This is a genomic window from Amycolatopsis pigmentata, assembly GCF_042684065.1.
GTDB classification, from domain to species: domain Bacteria; phylum Actinomycetota; class Actinomycetes; order Mycobacteriales; family Pseudonocardiaceae; genus Amycolatopsis_E; species Amycolatopsis_E pigmentata.
Map to the genome: position 1 here is coordinate 124,492 of NZ_JBHUKR010000020.1, position 16,077 is coordinate 140,568.

A 16,077-nucleotide genomic window follows, 5' to 3' on the forward strand; every position below is an offset into this window, starting at 1 on the left:
CGTTCGCTCAGCCGCATCGAGAGCCCCTGGCACGGCAGGAGGTGGGTGCTCGCAGTGGAAAGTTACATCAACAGGCTGACGTGTACCAGAGGGTCCCGGAGGCTCAGATGGTCGGGACCTTCCGTTCTCACCGGAGGGCAGACCGCCCCGGAGTTCCGCTAATTCGCCCCGACGAGCAACATCCGGTAACCTTCGCGAAATCTCATTTTCCCTGACCGTTACAACGAGACCACCCTGACGTCGAGTTGCCGGGCCAAAATGGGGAATTGCCCAATTGGTCCCGAGAATTTGCCCGTTTGTACACCTCCACGACTCTGCGGGAATGAGACGCTTACCGCGCATACGGAGAGAGCGATGACGGGACACAGCGGATCCGGACTGCGGTTCGAGGTGCTCGGTTCCGTGCGCGGCTGGCGCGGGGACGAGCAGGTCGACCTCGGTTCCGCGCACCGTCGTGCGGTGCTGGCCATTCTCGCCATTTCGGCGGGGAAAGCCGTCTCCCGGCATGACCTGATCGACGCGTTGTGGGGAGAGTTTCCCCCGGCCAGCGCGGGCGGCAGCATCTACACCTACATCTCCGGGCTTCGCCGCGTCCTCGAGCCCGGCCGCGCTCCCCGCTCCAGTGGGCACGTGCTCGCCTCGGTGGGATCCGGCTACTCGCTGCAGATCGAGGACGAGCAACTCGACCTCCATCGCTTCCACGCGTTGCGGGCCTCCGGCGTGCGGCACATGAAGGAAGGCCACCTGCCCGAGGCGCTCGAGGACCTCGACGCCGCGCTCGGACTCTGGCACGGTGACGCGCTTTCCGGATTGCCAGGCCCATTCGCCGCCGCCCAACGGACGAAGCTCGGTGAACTCCGGCTGACGACAGTGGAAACCCGTGCCGAAGTCCTGCTTGATCTCTCGCGCCGTACGGAGGTCATCGCCGAGCTCACCGCTCTGTGCCAGGAACATCCGCTGCGCGAACGGCTTCGCGCCTTGCTGATGCGCGCCCTGCACCAGGACGGGCGCACGGCGGAGGCGCTCGAAGTGTTCGCCGAAGCACGCGAGATCCTGGTCGACACGTCGGGCATCGAGCCGGGCCCCGAACTTCGCCGCCTGCACCAGAAACTGCTCAGCGGTACCGCCGCCGGACCGGCACCGGTGACCGCGCTCCCCCTGCCGGTCTCGGCCACGCTGTCGACCTGGCAGCCTGACCGCCCGGAGGTCTTCACCGGCCGTGAGGACGAGCTGAACCTGCTGGCGGCGGCGGTGCACGACGTCCTCTCCGGGCAGGGCGGCGTCGTGTGGCTCGAAGGCGAACCGGGTATCGGGAAGACCGCTCTGCTCGCGGAGGCGCTTTCCGGCACGGCCGTCACCGGTGCACGGGTGCGCTGGGTCGCCGCACAGGAGATCGACAGCGGCAGGCCGGCGCAGCTCATTCGCGACTGTCTCGGCCTCGGCGCGGCCGAGTGCGACATCGCGCATGTGCTCGACGTCGTGGAGCGCATGCTCGCCGACGGCCCGCTGATCCTGGTCGCGGACGACTTCCAGTGGGCCGACGACGCCAGCCTGGGCATCTGGTGGCGGCTCGCCCAGTTGCTGGACCGGTTGCCGCTGTTGCTGGTCAGCGCGAGCCGGCCCATCCCGCGCCGCGAGACCGTCGAACGCATGCGGCATCGCCTCCTCGGGGTGGGCCGGGCGATCTCCCTCCGCCCACTCTCCGAGGTGGAGGTGATGGAGTTCGCGGAGAAGCTTCTGCGTGCACCACTTCCCCCCGCACTGCGCGCCAGGATCGACGACGCCTCCGGAAACCCGCTCTACGTCAAGGAAATGGTCCCGGCGACCGCGTCGGACGAGCCCGACCCGAGGCTGTGCGCCTCCCCCCGGCCGCCCGCCCGCCTGGTCGCCCGGATCAACGACCATCTCACCTTCCTCACTTCCCAGACCCGGTCGATGTTGCAGTGGGCGACGCTGCTCGGCCGGCGGTTCACCTTCTCCGACCTCGCGGCCACGGTCGGCCGCCAGCCGGTGGAGCTGATCAGCGCCGTCGAGGAGGCGCTTTCCGCGGGCGTCCTCGTGGCCGACGGCCAATCCCTGCGGTTCCGCCACAAGATCGTCGAGGACTCGCTGTACGAGAAGACACCCAGTGCGATGCGGGCGGCACTCCACCGGCAGTTCGCCGAAACCCTCGCCGCCGCGGGGGCACCGGCGGCCCAGGTCGCCGGCCAACTGGCCGCCTGCGCGACCGTGACCGATCCGTGGGTCGGCGACTGGCTGTCGGAGCACATCGGGATCGTCGCGGCCGAAAAGCCGCGATTGGCCGTCGAACTGCTGCGCCAGGTCATCGGCTCCGGTCCTCGTGAATCCGCCCAGAGCGACGAGTTCGCGGTCATGCTCGCCCGGCTGCTGTTCTGGCTGGGCCGGGAGCCGGAGGCGGAGGCGCGATCGGTCATCGCGCGCACTACCGACCCCGCCCGCGCCGCCGAAATGCGCTGGATCCTCGCCTATGCCTACCATCGCCGGGGCAGGGACGAAGCCGCCCGGTCCGAAGTGGACAGTGTGCTGGCGGATCCGCGGGTCACCGGGACCTGGCGTGCCCGGCACGACCTGCTGCGCACCGTGCTGGACGGCGCCGTGCCCGACGGCACGTTCCCCGAGATGATCGACCTCGGCGAACACCGGTACCTCGACGACGACACCCACGCCGCGCTCGGCACCGTCCGCGGCGAGGGCCGGTTCGGCTCGCGAGTCGCGGGCCGCGCCCGGAAACTGGCCCCCTACCGGGCGTTGCCCGCCGAGATCCACGTGACCAGCGCCGTGCACCACTACTGGACCGGCGACTGGCAGGCCGCCATGAGTGAACTCGACGCGGTCATCGTCGACGAAACCGGTTATGCGTCGTACCTGCCGAGCGACACCGCCGTCCTCGCGCACAGCCTTGCCGCACTCATCACGACGTTCCGCGACGATCAGGACGCCGCGCAACGTCATCTCTACAACGCGGTCACGCACGCGATGCCGGACAGCGAGGTGCATCCCGGCACCGCCGTCCTGCTCATCGCGAAGTCCGTGCTGGCCTATGTCTCCGGGAACCCCGAGGAAGCACTGGAAGCACTCTCGCCGCTCACCGGTCTTCCCCACGTTCCGTCCTCGCTGTACGGCTGGTTGCCCCGCGCCGCCAGGATCGCGACGGAGTTCGGCGATGACGAGTGCGTCGCACGAGTTCTGCGCGCCGCCGAAACCGGTGCCCCGGCGTGGTTCCCGGACGAGCACAAACTCGTGCGGGACTACTGCCACGCACTCACCGACGACGATCCCGACGACCTGCTTCGCGTCGCCACCACCTGCCGCAACACTCATGGCTTCACCCTCATGTGCGTTCGTGCCTTCGAGGACGCGGGCTGGCTGCTCGCCCGGCACGGCCGGTACCGAGAGGCCCGGGAGACGGTGACGACGGCGGTGGAGGGCTACCGGAAGATCGGCGCGACCTGGAACGTGCGCAGGATGCACGACATGGTGCGTTTCCTCGGCTACCCGGTCGCCGCGGTGGCCGGCACGGAGCGGCACGGGGCGAACGGGGTGGCGGATGCCGGATAGCGACATACTGCGAATCGAGATCCTCGGCCCCATCCGCGGCTGGAACGGCGCGACCGAACTGAAGCTCGGGCCCGCCCGGCAGCGCGCGGTGCTCGCGGTGCTCGCGATGCGCGCCGGCCTGACCGTGGCCCGCGCGGAACTGGTGTCCGCGGTGTGGGGCCACGAGGCACCGGCCAGCGTGGACGGCAGTGTCCACACCTACATCTCCGGTCTCCGGCGCGCGCTCGAACCGGACCGCGAACGATGGACGGCCGGCACATTGCTGGCCAGCGGCTCGGCGAGCTACACGCTCCGGATCGAACCCGAGTGTGTGGACGCCGTGCGCTTCGAACGGCTGGTCACCCACGCGCGGCAGCACCGGCCGGGTGCGCTCGGCTCGCTTGACGAGGCACTCGCGTTGTGGCGCGGCGATCCGCTGTCGGGGCTTCCGGGCCCGTTCGCCGAGCGGGAGCGCGCCCGGCTCGCCGAACTCCGCCTGAGCGCGCTGGAAATGCGCGCCGAAGCGGTGCTGGACCTCGGCGAGCATCACGAAATCACCGCCGAACTGACCGCGCTGGCGCAGGAATATCCGCTGCGGGAGCGGCTCCGCGAGTTGCTGATGCTCGCGCTCTATCGCAGCGGACAGCCCACCGAAGCCCTGGAAGTGTTCCGCGACGCCCGCGCGACGCTCGTCGACGAGCTCGGCATCGAGCCCGGCGCCGCGCTGCGGCGACTGCACACCCAGATCCTCACCCAGGACCCGAGCCTGGACGCGCCCCGAGCTCGCGAAGCCGAGGGTGACGGCGGCACTCGTGCCGAAGCACTCCCCGCGCCCCCGGGCGGACCCACCACCCCGGACCGCCTCTTCGTACTCCCGACCCAGGTGGCGAAGCGGTTCGAATCCGGTGTGCGCGCGGCGTTCGTCGGCCGGGAAGGCGAGCTGGCGCGACTGCGGGCGCTGATCGACGCCGTGTGCGACGGGACGGGCGGCGCGGCCTGGATCGAGGGGGACTTCGGCATCGGCAAGTCCGAACTGCTCACCAACGCGCTGTTCGACGTGCGCGGACGCGGTTGCCAGATCGGCTGGACCGTCGCCGACGAGCTGTCCACCCGTATCCCGCTCCAGGTCATGGCGGGTTGCCTGGGCATCGACAAGTCGCCCGAGCTGTACGGCGGGCAGGTCAAGTCGACGGTCTGGGGCGAGCAGGACCCGGCTCTGGCGGCGGTGGGCAAGATGCTGACCCTGGTGGACGATCTCTGCGCGCAGGCCCCGCTCGTCCTGGTCGTCGACGACATGCAGTGGGCCGACGAGGCCAGCGTGCTGTTGTGGCACCGGCTCGCCGCCGCGACCCGGCAGCTCCCGCTGCTGCTCATCGCCTCCGCGCGTCCCGTGCCGCGCAGCGCGCAGCTGGTCAAACTGCGCCAGACCATCGAGGACCGTGGCGGGGACATCCTCACGCTGAGCCCGCTCGAGCGCGACCAGGCGATCGCGCTGCAGGAGACCCTGATCGGCGCGCAGGCCGGGCCCGAGCTGCGGGACCTGGTCGAGCGCACCACCGGGAACCCGCTCTACATCACGGAACTGACCGAGGCGCTGGTGCGCGAACGCGCGCTGGTCACCACGATCGGCGTCACCGACCTCGCGGACGCCTCCGCCTACACCGCGCCGCGCTCGCTCGTGGACACCATCCGGCGGCACCTGGAAGTCCTTTCCGACGACGCCCGCGAGGTTCTGCGATGGGCCGCGCTCCTGGGCACCCAGTTCACCGTGACCGACATCGCCGCGGTGGCGGACAAGCGGCCCTCCGACCTGCTGACCGTGTTCGAGCAGGCGGTCGCCGCGAATGTCCTCGTCGACTCGGACACGCACCTCGCCTTCCGGCATCCGTTGCTGCGGCAGGCCTTCTACGACGGCATCCCGGCCGGCGCGCGGGCCGGCCTGCACCGCCAGGCCGCCGAAGCGCTGGCCCGGGTCGGCGCGCCGGTGAGCCGGGTCGCCGAGCAGATCGCCGCCATCCACATCACCGACCCGTGGGTGTTGGAGTGGCTCGCGGACCATCACGAGGCGGTGTCGAACCGGGCGCCGCTGATCGCCGCCGACCTCCTGACGCACGCGCTCGATTCCTGCCGACCGCACGACCACCGGCGGGAGATCCTGGCGGCCGCGCTGGTCAAGGTGTTGTTCCGGCTCGACCGCCAGCCCGCGGAGGAGGCGCGCTTCGCGCTGGACATCGCCACCGATCCGGGGCGAGCCGCCGAGATGCGCCAGTTGCTCGCCGCGGTCCGGTTCCGCGACGGTGCCGCCGAAGACGCCGTCGAAATCCTCGCCGGTGCCGTCGACGATCCGTCGGTGCCGGAAATCTGGCGCAGGCGCCACAAACACCTGCTCGCCAACTTCCGCCGCGGCGGTCTGGACGACCTCGAGGCCGCCGAGGCCGCGGGGCACCGCGCACTGAACATGGCGGGCGGCGACGAGTACCTCACCGCGCATGCGCTGCAAACCCTGTGGCTGGTCGCTTCGGTGCGCCGTGACCACGAGTCGGCGCTGGAGCACCTGGACAAGGCGATCGCCGTCATCGACGGTGCCGACGACCTCGCCGACCTGAAACTCGACCTGCTCGACAACCGCATGTTCACGCTGCAGAATCTCGACCGTCTCGTCGAGACCGACGAGACGCTCCGGCTGGCCCGCCGGACCGCCGCCGAGAACTCCTTCCCCAATGACCTCCAGGTTCCGGCAGCCGTGCACTACTACTGGACGGGCCGTTGGAACGAAGCGCTCGTGGAGTTGGACTCGGTGGCCGAGGACGGCCCCGCGATCACCTTCTTCGGCCTGCGGGAGCCCCCGGCGACCGCGCTGTTGCTGCACGGTGTCGCGGCGCTGATCGCGGGGCAGCGCGGGGACGTCAGCCGCGCCGCCGCCGACCTTCAGGCGGTCGAGGAATACGCGCCGACGACGAGCGCGGAACGCGAGAACATCGACTTCTTGCTGTTCGCGCAGTCCCTGGCGCTGACGCAGCGCGGCGACCCCGAGCACGCGCTGCGTGTGCTGGAACCCATGCTGAACCCCGGATTCTCTCCCATGATGCTGCGGCACCAGTGGCTGCCGTGGATCGTGCGCACCGCGTTGAGCGCGGGCGACGACGACCGCGCGTGGCGCGCGGTGCGCATCTGCGAGGAGGAAGCCGCGAAGGAACGGGTGGCGGCACGGGCGACGGTCGCGGCGGGATGGTGCCGCGGTCTCGTCGAAGCGAACCCCGCACCGGTCCTGGCCGCCGCCGATCACTACCGCCGCGTCGGCCGGGTCGTCGAACTCGCCAGTGCTTTGGAGGACGCCGCCGCCCTGCTCGCCGGACGCGGCGAGATCGAGGCCGCACAGGCGGCGTTCGACGAGGCGACCGACGTGTACGCGGAGTTGTCCGCACGCTGGAATCTCGAGCAGGCGGACGCGCGCCTGTCCCGCTTCGGCATCCACCGCCGGGCGCTGGCCACCCCGCCACGATCCCAGCGCGGCTGGGAATCCTTGTCCCCCGTGGAAATCGACATCGCCCGCCTGGTCGCCGCGGGCCATCCGAATCCCAGCATCGCCGCGGAACTCGGTCTCCCCCGGCGCACCGTACAAGCCCACGTCGCCCGCCTGCTCGGCAAGCTGGACACCGCGTCGCGCGACCTCCTCGCGCGCGAGCTGTCGCATCAGGGCTGAGTGTTTTCGTTTCTCCGGCGGACTTTTCGTCGCCCGGCGGCTCTTTCGCTGTCCCGGGGGAGGTCGTCGTCCCTCGGGCTGTCGTTGCCCCTCGGGTTGTCGTTGGCCCGGTGGCTTGCCGCCGTCCGGGCGTCCTGGTGTTCTCACGGTGGTTCCGTTCTCCTCGGTCAGGGTGCTCTGGGTGCGCAAGGGCGTACTGGTGCACGCCGGATCTTGTTGACACAGAGAGATTCTCGGCTTCGATCACACGAACTTTCGTTGCGCCATGGGAATCTCGATGTGCGGACCTCGCCGCGCCGGCACCCGTCCGGCCTCCGGCCTCACGTCCTCGGGCCTGATCCGGTACGGTGCAAGGGTTTCGCGTCACGAGCCGCTGGTACTGCCTGGGATCACACTGGCTTCGACTACACCACCGCGACCGAACCGAACGCAATGCCACTTTCGAGTGATGCCAAGCGGCCGTTTTAACTCTTTCCGGTACTCCTTATCGAGCACCTGTTTTCCCCCGGCCTGTCCGATAAAATCGAACCCATGAGCGATCAATCCCGACCCGCGCACCACGCCGGCCACTCGGTTCCCGACCAGTCCCCACCCGGCCGGTTCGCGTCCGCCCGGCCCCGGCGACGCCCGCCGAGGACGCCGGAACAAATGCTCCGCTGGATTCAGAAGATACGCCAGTGGAAGAGTCGCCTGGACGCCGAGGAGCTGGAGACCGTCGCCTAGTTCGCCCGCGCGGCCGCGGAACCGTCGACGGTGGCGCAGGAGCTGGGGCTCGCCCTGTCCATCGGCCGCAACGCGGCCGAACGTGAGATTGAGCTGGCCTTGGCGGTCACCACCCGGCTGCCGGAAACCCTGAAGGCCATGCGGCGCGGGGAGATCGACGCCTATGGGGCATCGAAGGTGCATCAACCCACCGTGGTGCTCACCGACGAACAGGCCCGTGAAGTCGACGCGGTCATCTCCACTCGCTTCGCCGGCAAGGATCCCGGCAGCCTGCGCCGGGCCACCAATCGCGTCATCGCCACCATCGACCCGGGCGGACACGCCGAACGCTGCCGCGCCCGCCGCGCGCAACGTAAGGTCGAGTTGATCCCCTTGGACGACGGGATGGTCAAGGTCGCCGGGCACCTGCCCGTGGAAGAGGGGGTGGCGGCCTACGTGCGCATCGACACCGAAGCACGCCCCGGAGGGCCCACCTCCATCACCAGCACAGCACCGCCGTCACAAGCAGTCACCTACTACCTGACACACCTCCAACGACGTTCATGACACACCCGGCCGACAACAATCTCCTCGCATTGTGCGCCAGACATCACCATCTGAAGGATTCTCCCGGATGGACATACCACCTGGACAAGAAGACAGGTCGGTTTACGGTGACCACGCCCACCGGGCGTCAATACAGCACCGACCCCCGGCCTCTCCAGGAACCGCGAAGCCACCCACCCGAAGCGGGAACCACAGCGGCATGACCAACCTTGTTCCGCCTCGGCGGCCGTGCTCACCCAGCGAGGTGTCAGCGCCCGGACGGAACGGCGTTGCGAGCGATCACGTCCCGGTAGAACAACGCGCTGTCCTTCACGGTGCGCCGCTGCGTCTCGAAATCGACGTGCACGATTCCGAACCGCTGCGAATATCCCATCGACCATTCGAAGTTGTCCAGCAACGACCACACCAGATAACCACGCACGTCGGCCCCGCCCTCGATCGCGGAGTGCACCGCACGGAGGTGCTCGGCGATGTAGTTGGTCCGCTCGTCGTCCCGGATCCGGCCCTCGGCGTCGATCTTGTCCTCGAACGCCGCGCCGTTTTCCGCGACGATCAGGGGAATGCCGCCGGTGTGCCAGTTCAGCCAGCGGAGGAGCTCCGTCAGCGACGACGGGGTCTGCTCCCACCCGAAACCGGTCAGCGGGGGCCGGGGTGGCAGCACGTCCATGCCGCGCAGGCCGGGCAGCGGGCAGTTGCTGGGCGCGTGCGGGTCGTCCAGCGGCTTGACCCGGGTCGGCGCGTAGTAGTTCACGCCGAGCCAGTCGATCGTGCCGGCGATGGTTTCGAGGTCTCCGTCCTGGATCGCCTCGGCCAGGCCGCCGACATGCGCGACGTCTTCGAGGACGTCACTGGGGTATCCCTTGCCCAGCACCGGATCGAGGAAGAACCGGTTGTGCAGGCCGTCGAATTTCCTGGCCGCCTCCGCGTAACGCGGTCCGTACCCGTCGGCGAGGGCGGGCGAAAAGTTCAGCGCGATCGAGAACTGCTGTCCCTCGCGCGCCCTCGACCGCAGCGCCCGGAGCGCGGTGCCGTGGGCGAGCAGGTGGTGGTGCGCGGCGACCAGCGCCGCCTCCGGGTCTGTGTGACCGGGGGCATGGATTCCGGCACCGTAGCCGAGAAAGGCCGAGCAGAACGGCTCGTTGATGGTGGTCCACTGCCGGACTCGGTCGCCGAGTGCGTCATGGACGGCCATCGCGTAGTTCGTGAAGCACTCGACGATGCGGCGCGAACGCCAGCCGCCCTGGTCTTCCAGCGCCTGCGGCAGGTCCCAGTGGTAGAGCGTGAGCACCGGCTCGATGTTCTTGTCACACAGCTCGTCCACGAGCCGCCGGTAGTAGTCGAGTCCTTCCTGGGAGACCGTCCGGCCGTCGGGCATGACACGCGGCCACGCGACCGAGAACCGGTAAGCGGGCAAACCGAGCTCAGCCATGAGAGCCACGTCCTCCGAATAGCGGTGGAAGTGGTCGCAGGCGACCGCGCCGGTCTTGCCGTCGTGGATCTTGCCCTCCTGGCCGGAGAAGATGTCCCAGATGGATGGCCCGCGGCCGCCCTCGGCCGCACCGCCCTCGACCTGGTAGGAAGCGGTGGCCGCACCCCACAGGAAGTCTCGCGGGAAGCCCAGCAGGTCCCCCTTCGTGGCTTTGTCAAACATGGAATCGTCCTCCCATGAGTCCGTCGACGACCTGCCGTGACAGCAGCAAGAACAGAGCGATCACCGGGACCGCTCCCAGCGTGGCGCCGGTGAGCATCAGTGCGTAGTCCGTGTAGTACCCACTGGCCAGATGGGACAGTGCTACTTGGACGGTCGGCGACTCGTTGGGGTCGAGCACCACCAGTGGCCAGAAGAAGTCGTTCCAGGCGGTCATGAACGACAACATCGCCAACACCGCCGCCTGTGGCCGCAGCGCGGGTACCGCGACGTGCCAGAAGACGCGGGGCAGCGAACAGCCGTCCGACCTGGCAGCGTCGAAGAGTTCGGCGAGCACCGATTCCTCACAGGACTGCCGCATCCAGAATACGCTGAACGCGCTCACCATGCCCGGCACGATGACCGCTTCGAGCCGCCCGTCCCAGCCGAGGTCGCCGACCAGGATGTACAGCGGGATGACGCCCAGTTGGGCGGGCACCATCATCGAGCCTACGACGACGAGGAACAGCGAGTCACGGCCGGGGAAACGCAGCCGGGCGAAAGCGAAACCGGCCAGGCTGGAGAGCACGACGTTCGACACCATGACCGTGCACGAGACGATGAGGGAATTCTGCAGCGCCAGCCAGAAGTCGACCTTGCCGAACACCTCGTGGAGGTTCTCCAGCAGGTGACCGCCCGGGAGGAGGACGGGGGTGGCGTCGCCGATCGCCGAACTGTCCCGGGTGGACATGATGAAGGACCAGTACAACGGGAAGACCGAGAAGACGGTCACGGCGATCAGGGCGCCGGTGGCCAACGGGGCCCGCTTGCGCCGGGCAGCGGTCCGTACCACGGTCACGGCGCCCCGACCATGCGTCGGACCAGGCGCACGTTGACCAGCGCGAGGATCACGGACAGCACGAACACGACCCACGAGATCGCGGCCGCGTATCCCGCGTCGAGGTCGCCCATCCCCTTCTCGTAGAGGTACATGATGAGCGTCTGGAACTGCCGGTCGGCGCCGCCGGTGCCGCTCACGCCGGAGGAGTCGAACAGCTGCGGCTCGGCGAAGAGCTGGAGCCCGCCGACTGTCGCGGCGATCACCGTGAACACCAGTGTCGGCCGGATGGAGGGGACGGTGATCGACCAGAACATCCGCCAGTGCGAGGCGCCGTCGAGAGCGGCGGCGTCATAGAGCTCTCGTGGCACCGCTTGCATGGCGGCGAGGTAGATCAGCGCGTTGTAGCCGGTCCAGCGCCAGATCACCATGACCGCCACCGCGAGGTGGGAGGACCAGACCGACGACTGCCAGGACACCGCGCCGATGCCGAACCGGCCGAGGATCCAGTTGACTATGCCGTAGTCCCGGCCGAAGAGCTGGCCGAAGACGAGAGCGACGGCGACGACTGAAACGACGTTGGGTAGCAGGATGCCGGTCCGCCAGAACCGTCCGGCCCGCCCCGGACGGTTGAGCAGCGCGGCGATGCCCAGCGCGAGAAGTATCTGCGGGATCGCCGATTCGAGGAAGATCCCGACCGTGTTCGCCAGCGCGTTGTAGAAATGCGGATCGGTGAAGAGCGTGACGTAGTTGTCCAGGCCGGCGAATCCCTGATCGCCGTTCACCAGATGCCAGTGATGGAGGGAAATCCACGCGAGGTAGACCAGGGGCAGGGCGCCGAACAGGGCGAACACCAACAGGAACGGCCCGGTGAACAGCGCCGGCGTGAGGCGGTCGAGCCACCCGTCGCGCACCGTCCTCGTCACGCGGCGGGACGATCGGACGCCGGGGTGTGACTGCACGTGCACCCCGGGGTCCGATCGCTTCGCCACAACGGGCAGTTCCTGCGTTTTCATGCGTTGCCGGCTATTTGAGGGCGTTCGACGACGACTTCACGGCCTCCGCCCACGCTTGGTCGGCGTTCTGCTGGCCGGCCTCGACCCGGCCCAGTGCGCGACCGAATTCGGGGCGCACGACGGCGTCCTTCAAGCCGCGGTAGTTCGGTGTGAGGCCGTCCGCCGAGCTGGCGTAGAGCTGGCCGGTCGGCGCGTTCGAGAAATAGGGGTCGGTCTTGTTCAGTACCTGCGGGTCGTGGTAGACCGACGGCTCGCTCGGCAGCAGGCCGGCGGTCAGGAAGAGCTGTTTCTCCTGCTCCGGAGCGGTCAGCCAGGCGGCGAGGTCGTAGGCCTCCTTCGGGTGCGCGCTCTGCTTGGGCACGGTGAGGAAGGAGCCACCGTTGTTGCCACTGTTGCCCGGCACTGCGGTCACGTCCCACTTGCCCGAGTTCTCGCTGCCCCCGGCCTCACGGATCTGCTGGAGCAGCCAGGCGGGGCAGGCGATGGTGGCGAACGAACCCTGCTTGATGGCCACGTTCCACTCCTGCGTGTACGTGGTCACCTTCGCGGTCTGCCCCTTGGCTCCGACCGAAGCGGCGATGGTGAAGGCTCGGCGCAGGTTCGGGTTGCGGTCGGCGATGAAGGAGTCGTCGACCTTGGAGAAGTAGTTCTCCGGCGACTGGTTCAGGATCGCGGTGTAGATCGTGCCTGCCGAGTCCGCGAACTTCGCGCCGGTGTTCGCGGCGGTGAAGCGATCGGCGACGGCGGCGAAGGCCTCCCACGTCGGCCAGAGGGCGGCCACCTCGGTCCGGTTCGTGGGCAGGTTCGCCTTGCCGAACAGGTCGGGGCGATAACACATGGCGAGACCACCCATGTCGGTGCCGAGACCGAGGATCCGCTTGCCGCCGTCGGTCACCCCCTGCTCCCACTTCCAGTCCACCCACCGCGACTTGAGACCCTCGGCCCCGTAGTCGGCGAGGTTCACGAACTTGTCGGCGGACTGCCGGAACTGCGGGATGTACTGCTCGTCGATCGCTTCGACGTCGGCCGCGCCGTGCCCGCTGGCCAGTTCGGTGATCAGTTGCTTGTTGTGCGCGTCGAAGTCGGCGACCCGGTTGACGATGTGCACGCCTGGGTGATCACGCTCGTACTGCTGGAGAAGCGGGCCGTACCCGAAGTCACCGAACGTGGCGACGGTCAGGGTGATCTGGTTCGCGGAATTCCCGGCCGAACCACACCCGCTCGCCACCAGCGCCGCCGCGACCGCGAGCGCGACTGCCGGGAACGAGCGACGACGAGCGCGCTTCATTCAGGCTCCTTACCTCGTAACGATGTACGGCGTCGAATTCTGTCCGATGTGGTACATCACGAGGGGGAGAATGCCCTAAGCTCCACAATCCATGCCCGAATGGGCACGGGCGGATGCGGCGTCACCGCACCCGCCCGTGGCCGGAAAACCCGGTGCCTACTGTGCTCCGATGCCGAACCTGATCGAAGCGATCTTGTTGTCGAACCCGATCGCGCCAAGGTCCGGCACGTCCGCGTTGACCACCGAGGACTCACCGGTGCACTTCGGTGCCGACCAGATCTTGACGGCTCCGCCGTTCACCCGCAAGGAAGAGGTGACGCCGGGCCGGGCGAGGTCCTGGCAGCCCGGGCCGGAAACGCCCTGCGCGGCGCCGGTGTCGGAGAAGTTCTTGTCGTCGAAGGCGATCACCGAGTCGCCGCTGCCCGCCTGCGGCGCGGCATTGCCCGCCACGCCGAACTTGATCGAGGCGATCTTGTTGCCGAACCCGATGGCCGACAGGTCCGCCACGTCACCGGTGACCTCCGTCGAATCGCCGGTGCACTTCGGACCGGACCAGATCGTCACCGGACCACCGACCAGCCGCAGCGAAAGTCCCTTTCCTGGCTGCGGAAGGTTTTGACAGTCGGGGCCGGTGACCGCCTGGGCCCCGCCGCTCAGGTTCTTCCCGGCGTAGACGACCGCGACGTCACCCTCGCCGTTGCCGCCGTTTCCGGTCCCCGCGGCCTGCCCCTGGGCCTTCTTGCCGTCGGGGCGCACACCGAACCAGGTGCCGCCCACGCCCTGGCCGTTCGTGTCACCGGCGCGCTGGTCCTTGCTGAAGCGGTAGACCGGCCAGCCACCGATGGTCACCTGGAGGGTGCCGTCGTCCCGTTTGACGACGCCGACCGCCGAGCGGTCCACTCCGTCGAGGAAGATTTTCCCGCCCTGGTCGACCAGCACCGGGGGCCAGGTCTTCGCGCAGTCACCGGAACAGTTCGATTTCGACGGGGATGGCGTGTCCTTGTCGAAGCGGTACAGGGTGAACCCGGCGCCGTTGAGCACGACCGGGTTGAGCGCGCCCGCCCGGCCCGCGGACAGCTGCACCCATTTCATCGCGGCGGCCTTGGCGTCGGCGGAGCCGTTCACGCCGCCATGGGCGAAATCTCCCGTGCCGGACTGTGCGCCGTTGCCGACCGCACTGCCCGAAAGCCATTGGACGGCGTCCGCGGCCGGAGCCGGCGCGGGTGTCCCGCCACCTCCTCCGGAGGAACACGCGGAGAGAACCACCGCGCCCGCCGCGAGCAACGCCGCCGCGACCAGGCGTCTGCCAATCGTCATCGAAGACTCCCGAAACTCTTCTCGGCCGGGACCGCCCCGTGCCTCCGCCCGAAACACGGGACCTCTACCGGAAATAGTTCGTCACGCCGATCGTGTCTGCCCCATTTCCGGGACCGGCGTGACTATTGGTCCGTTCAGCCCAGCGCGCCGGTCCGGATGGCATAGGCCACCGCGTGCGTACGGTTGGCCAGGCCCAGCCGTTTGATGGCGCCGTACAGCACGCTCTTCACCGTGCCCTCGGAGTAGGAGAGCTTCACCGCGATCTCGTCGGTGCGCAGGCCCTCGGCGACGAGCCGGAGCGCGTCGAGTTCGCGCGACCCGAGCCCGGACAGGGTCAGCCCATTGGGCTCGAGCACCTCGCTCCGCAGCTTCCGCAGCTGGTCCAGCAGCGCCGACTGGAGCTGCCGGGGCAGCACGGCGGAACCGGCCGCGGCCGCGACGACCGCCGAGACGAGCCCCTTCTGGGTCGCGTAGACGCTCGGCAGGACACCCACCACGCCGGACTGGACGGCGGCCAGGGTGTCGTTCTCGTCGAACCGGTCGGTCACGATCAGGCAGGGCGGCGGCCCCTCGGGATGAGCCGATCCGGCACGGATCTCCGTCACCGGCGCCAGGGTGGGCGTCGTGAAAGCGTTTTCCGCGAGCACGATGACGTCCGCGTCGGCCCGCTCGGCGGTGGGCAGGAGTTCCACCTCCCGCGTGCCGCTCAGCAGTGCGACGACCCCGGCGCGTTTGATCGGATCCGATGACTGGACGAAGACTCGAACTGGTTTCATGGCGGCCCCCGTGGCTCCCTGATGATCCTGGCTACGCGGCTCAGCTTTACGCGTCGCCCTTCATGCCATCTTCACCACGTCTCTATACCGGCTGGACGCGCCGGAATTCGCGAACGAGCGCGTGATGCTGCCCCTCCGGTCCCGGGCCTTTGTCCCAAAAGACCCAAGCGCACACCCGGACCTCAACCCTGTGTGAAGCTTCGTTGCCGCAGGCAGACCGTGGGGTGACGATGGACACCAGAGGCCGGCGCAGGGACCGGTCAAGGTCGCGAGGAGCGACGACATGACGCCCGATCGAGTCGAAGAGCCCTATCTGGTGGACGACCAGCGCAGCCTCGTCGGCGAGCTCATGCTCGGCAGGTGGGCGATCTACGCTCACGAGTGGCTGCCCGGGAACGCCGACCTGGACACCTGGACGGCCACGCTGGAACGGTTGTGCGCGGCCGCCGGCGTCCCGGTGGAGATCGTGACGGACCGCCGCAAGGACATGACCATCGCGTGGAATCGCGAACTGCCGCCCACGCCGGAGCAGATCCACGTCTCGGTCCAGGCGATCAGGTACTACCGGTTCACCGGCCACACGATCAGGCCGGAGAAGGTGGCCAAGACGGCGCGGCCGGATCCGTATGCGCGCTACCGCCCGCACCGCTGACTCCGGTCCGCCTTCCCGCTTGGACGTAATACC

At 68.8% G+C, this 16,077-nt stretch carries 10 protein-coding genes and 1 pseudogene; 5 read left to right on the forward strand and 6 right to left on the reverse strand.

Translation table 11 applies throughout. The features are described from left to right. The first annotated feature begins 354 nt into the window (after positions 1-354). The 4 genes and pseudogenes from ACFSXZ_RS30500 to ACFSXZ_RS30515 all read left to right on the forward strand — a co-directional run. On the forward strand, positions 355-3,579 hold the full coding sequence (locus ACFSXZ_RS30500; protein ID WP_378268845.1) for a BTAD domain-containing putative transcriptional regulator: 3,225 nt from the start codon (positions 355-357) through the stop codon (positions 3,577-3,579). Next, a complete protein-coding gene (locus ACFSXZ_RS30505) occupies positions 3,569-7,261 on the forward strand; it encodes a BTAD domain-containing putative transcriptional regulator (RefSeq protein ID WP_378268847.1) in 3,693 nt (1,230 codons plus the stop codon). The genes ACFSXZ_RS30500 and ACFSXZ_RS30505 overlap by 11 nt, the downstream gene beginning before the upstream one ends. Before the next feature lie 531 nt (positions 7,262-7,792). Further along, complete coding sequence (locus ACFSXZ_RS30510) at positions 7,793-7,984, forward strand: hypothetical protein (RefSeq protein WP_378268849.1); 192 nt, start codon at positions 7,793-7,795, stop codon at positions 7,982-7,984. A 27-nt stretch (positions 7,985-8,011) separates the two neighbouring features. After that, a pseudogene (locus ACFSXZ_RS30515) lies at positions 8,012-8,530 on the forward strand (DUF222 domain-containing protein); the annotation flags it as partial. A gap of 247 nt (positions 8,531-8,777) precedes the next feature. Here the strand turns inward: ACFSXZ_RS30515 and ACFSXZ_RS30520 are convergent. From ACFSXZ_RS30520 to ACFSXZ_RS30545, 6 genes are all read right to left on the reverse strand, one after another. Then, entirely contained in the window at positions 8,778-10,181 is a 1,404-nt protein-coding gene (locus ACFSXZ_RS30520; protein ID WP_378268851.1) for a GH1 family beta-glucosidase, read from the reverse strand. Beyond that, entirely contained in the window at positions 10,174-11,016 is an 843-nt protein-coding gene (locus ACFSXZ_RS30525; protein ID WP_378268853.1) for a carbohydrate ABC transporter permease, read from the reverse strand. Before ACFSXZ_RS30525 ends, ACFSXZ_RS30520 begins: the two co-directional genes overlap by 8 nt. Further along, positions 11,013-12,011 carry a carbohydrate ABC transporter permease gene (locus ACFSXZ_RS30530; RefSeq protein ID WP_378268854.1) on the reverse strand — a complete coding sequence of 333 codons (999 nt, stop codon included), beginning with the start codon at positions 12,009-12,011 and terminating at the stop codon, positions 11,013-11,015. Before ACFSXZ_RS30530 ends, ACFSXZ_RS30525 begins: the two co-directional genes overlap by 4 nt. 10 nt (positions 12,012-12,021) lie before the next feature. Continuing rightward, on the reverse strand, positions 12,022-13,299 hold the full coding sequence (locus ACFSXZ_RS30535) for an ABC transporter substrate-binding protein (RefSeq protein ID WP_378268855.1): 1,278 nt from the start codon (positions 13,297-13,299) through the stop codon (positions 12,022-12,024). A gap of 156 nt (positions 13,300-13,455) precedes the next feature. Next, on the reverse strand, positions 13,456-14,616 hold the full coding sequence (locus ACFSXZ_RS30540) for a hypothetical protein (protein ID WP_378268856.1): 1,161 nt from the start codon (positions 14,614-14,616) through the stop codon (positions 13,456-13,458). Between the two features lie 134 nt (positions 14,617-14,750). Then, a complete protein-coding gene (locus ACFSXZ_RS30545) occupies positions 14,751-15,392 on the reverse strand; it encodes a helix-turn-helix transcriptional regulator (protein WP_378268857.1) in 642 nt (213 codons plus the stop codon). Positions 15,393-15,675: 283 nt separating this feature from the next. Here ACFSXZ_RS30545 and ACFSXZ_RS30550 point away from each other — a divergent pair, with 283 nt between their 5' ends. Next, the gene (locus ACFSXZ_RS30550) at positions 15,676-16,044 is read left to right on the forward strand and encodes a hypothetical protein (protein WP_378268859.1); all 369 of its coding nucleotides are present in this window, start codon (positions 15,676-15,678) and stop codon (positions 16,042-16,044) included. Positions 16,045-16,077 lie beyond the last annotated feature (33 nt).

What these genes read in the sequence shown, in the direction of transcription:
- ACFSXZ_RS30545 (WP_378268857.1), bottom strand. Translation starts at nt 15,392, where the DNA reads ATGAAACCAGTTCGAGTCTTCGTCCAGTCATCGGATCCGATCAAACGC.
- ACFSXZ_RS30510 (WP_378268849.1), top strand. Translation starts at nt 7,793, where the DNA reads ATGAGCGATCAATCCCGACCCGCGCACCACGCCGGCCACTCGGTTCCC.
- ACFSXZ_RS30500 (WP_378268845.1), top strand. Translation starts at nt 355, where the DNA reads ATGACGGGACACAGCGGATCCGGACTGCGGTTCGAGGTGCTCGGTTCC.
- ACFSXZ_RS30520 (WP_378268851.1), bottom strand. Translation starts at nt 10,181, where the DNA reads ATGTTTGACAAAGCCACGAAGGGGGACCTGCTGGGCTTCCCGCGAGAC.
- ACFSXZ_RS30535 (WP_378268855.1), bottom strand. Translation starts at nt 13,299, where the DNA reads ATGAAGCGCGCTCGTCGTCGCTCGTTCCCGGCAGTCGCGCTCGCGGTC.
- ACFSXZ_RS30540 (WP_378268856.1), bottom strand. Translation starts at nt 14,616, where the DNA reads ATGACGATTGGCAGACGCCTGGTCGCGGCGGCGTTGCTCGCGGCGGGC.
- ACFSXZ_RS30550 (WP_378268859.1), top strand. Translation starts at nt 15,676, where the DNA reads ATGACGCCCGATCGAGTCGAAGAGCCCTATCTGGTGGACGACCAGCGC.
- ACFSXZ_RS30505 (WP_378268847.1), top strand. Translation starts at nt 3,569, where the DNA reads ATGCCGGATAGCGACATACTGCGAATCGAGATCCTCGGCCCCATCCGC.
- ACFSXZ_RS30530 (WP_378268854.1), bottom strand. Translation starts at nt 12,011, where the DNA reads ATGAAAACGCAGGAACTGCCCGTTGTGGCGAAGCGATCGGACCCCGGG.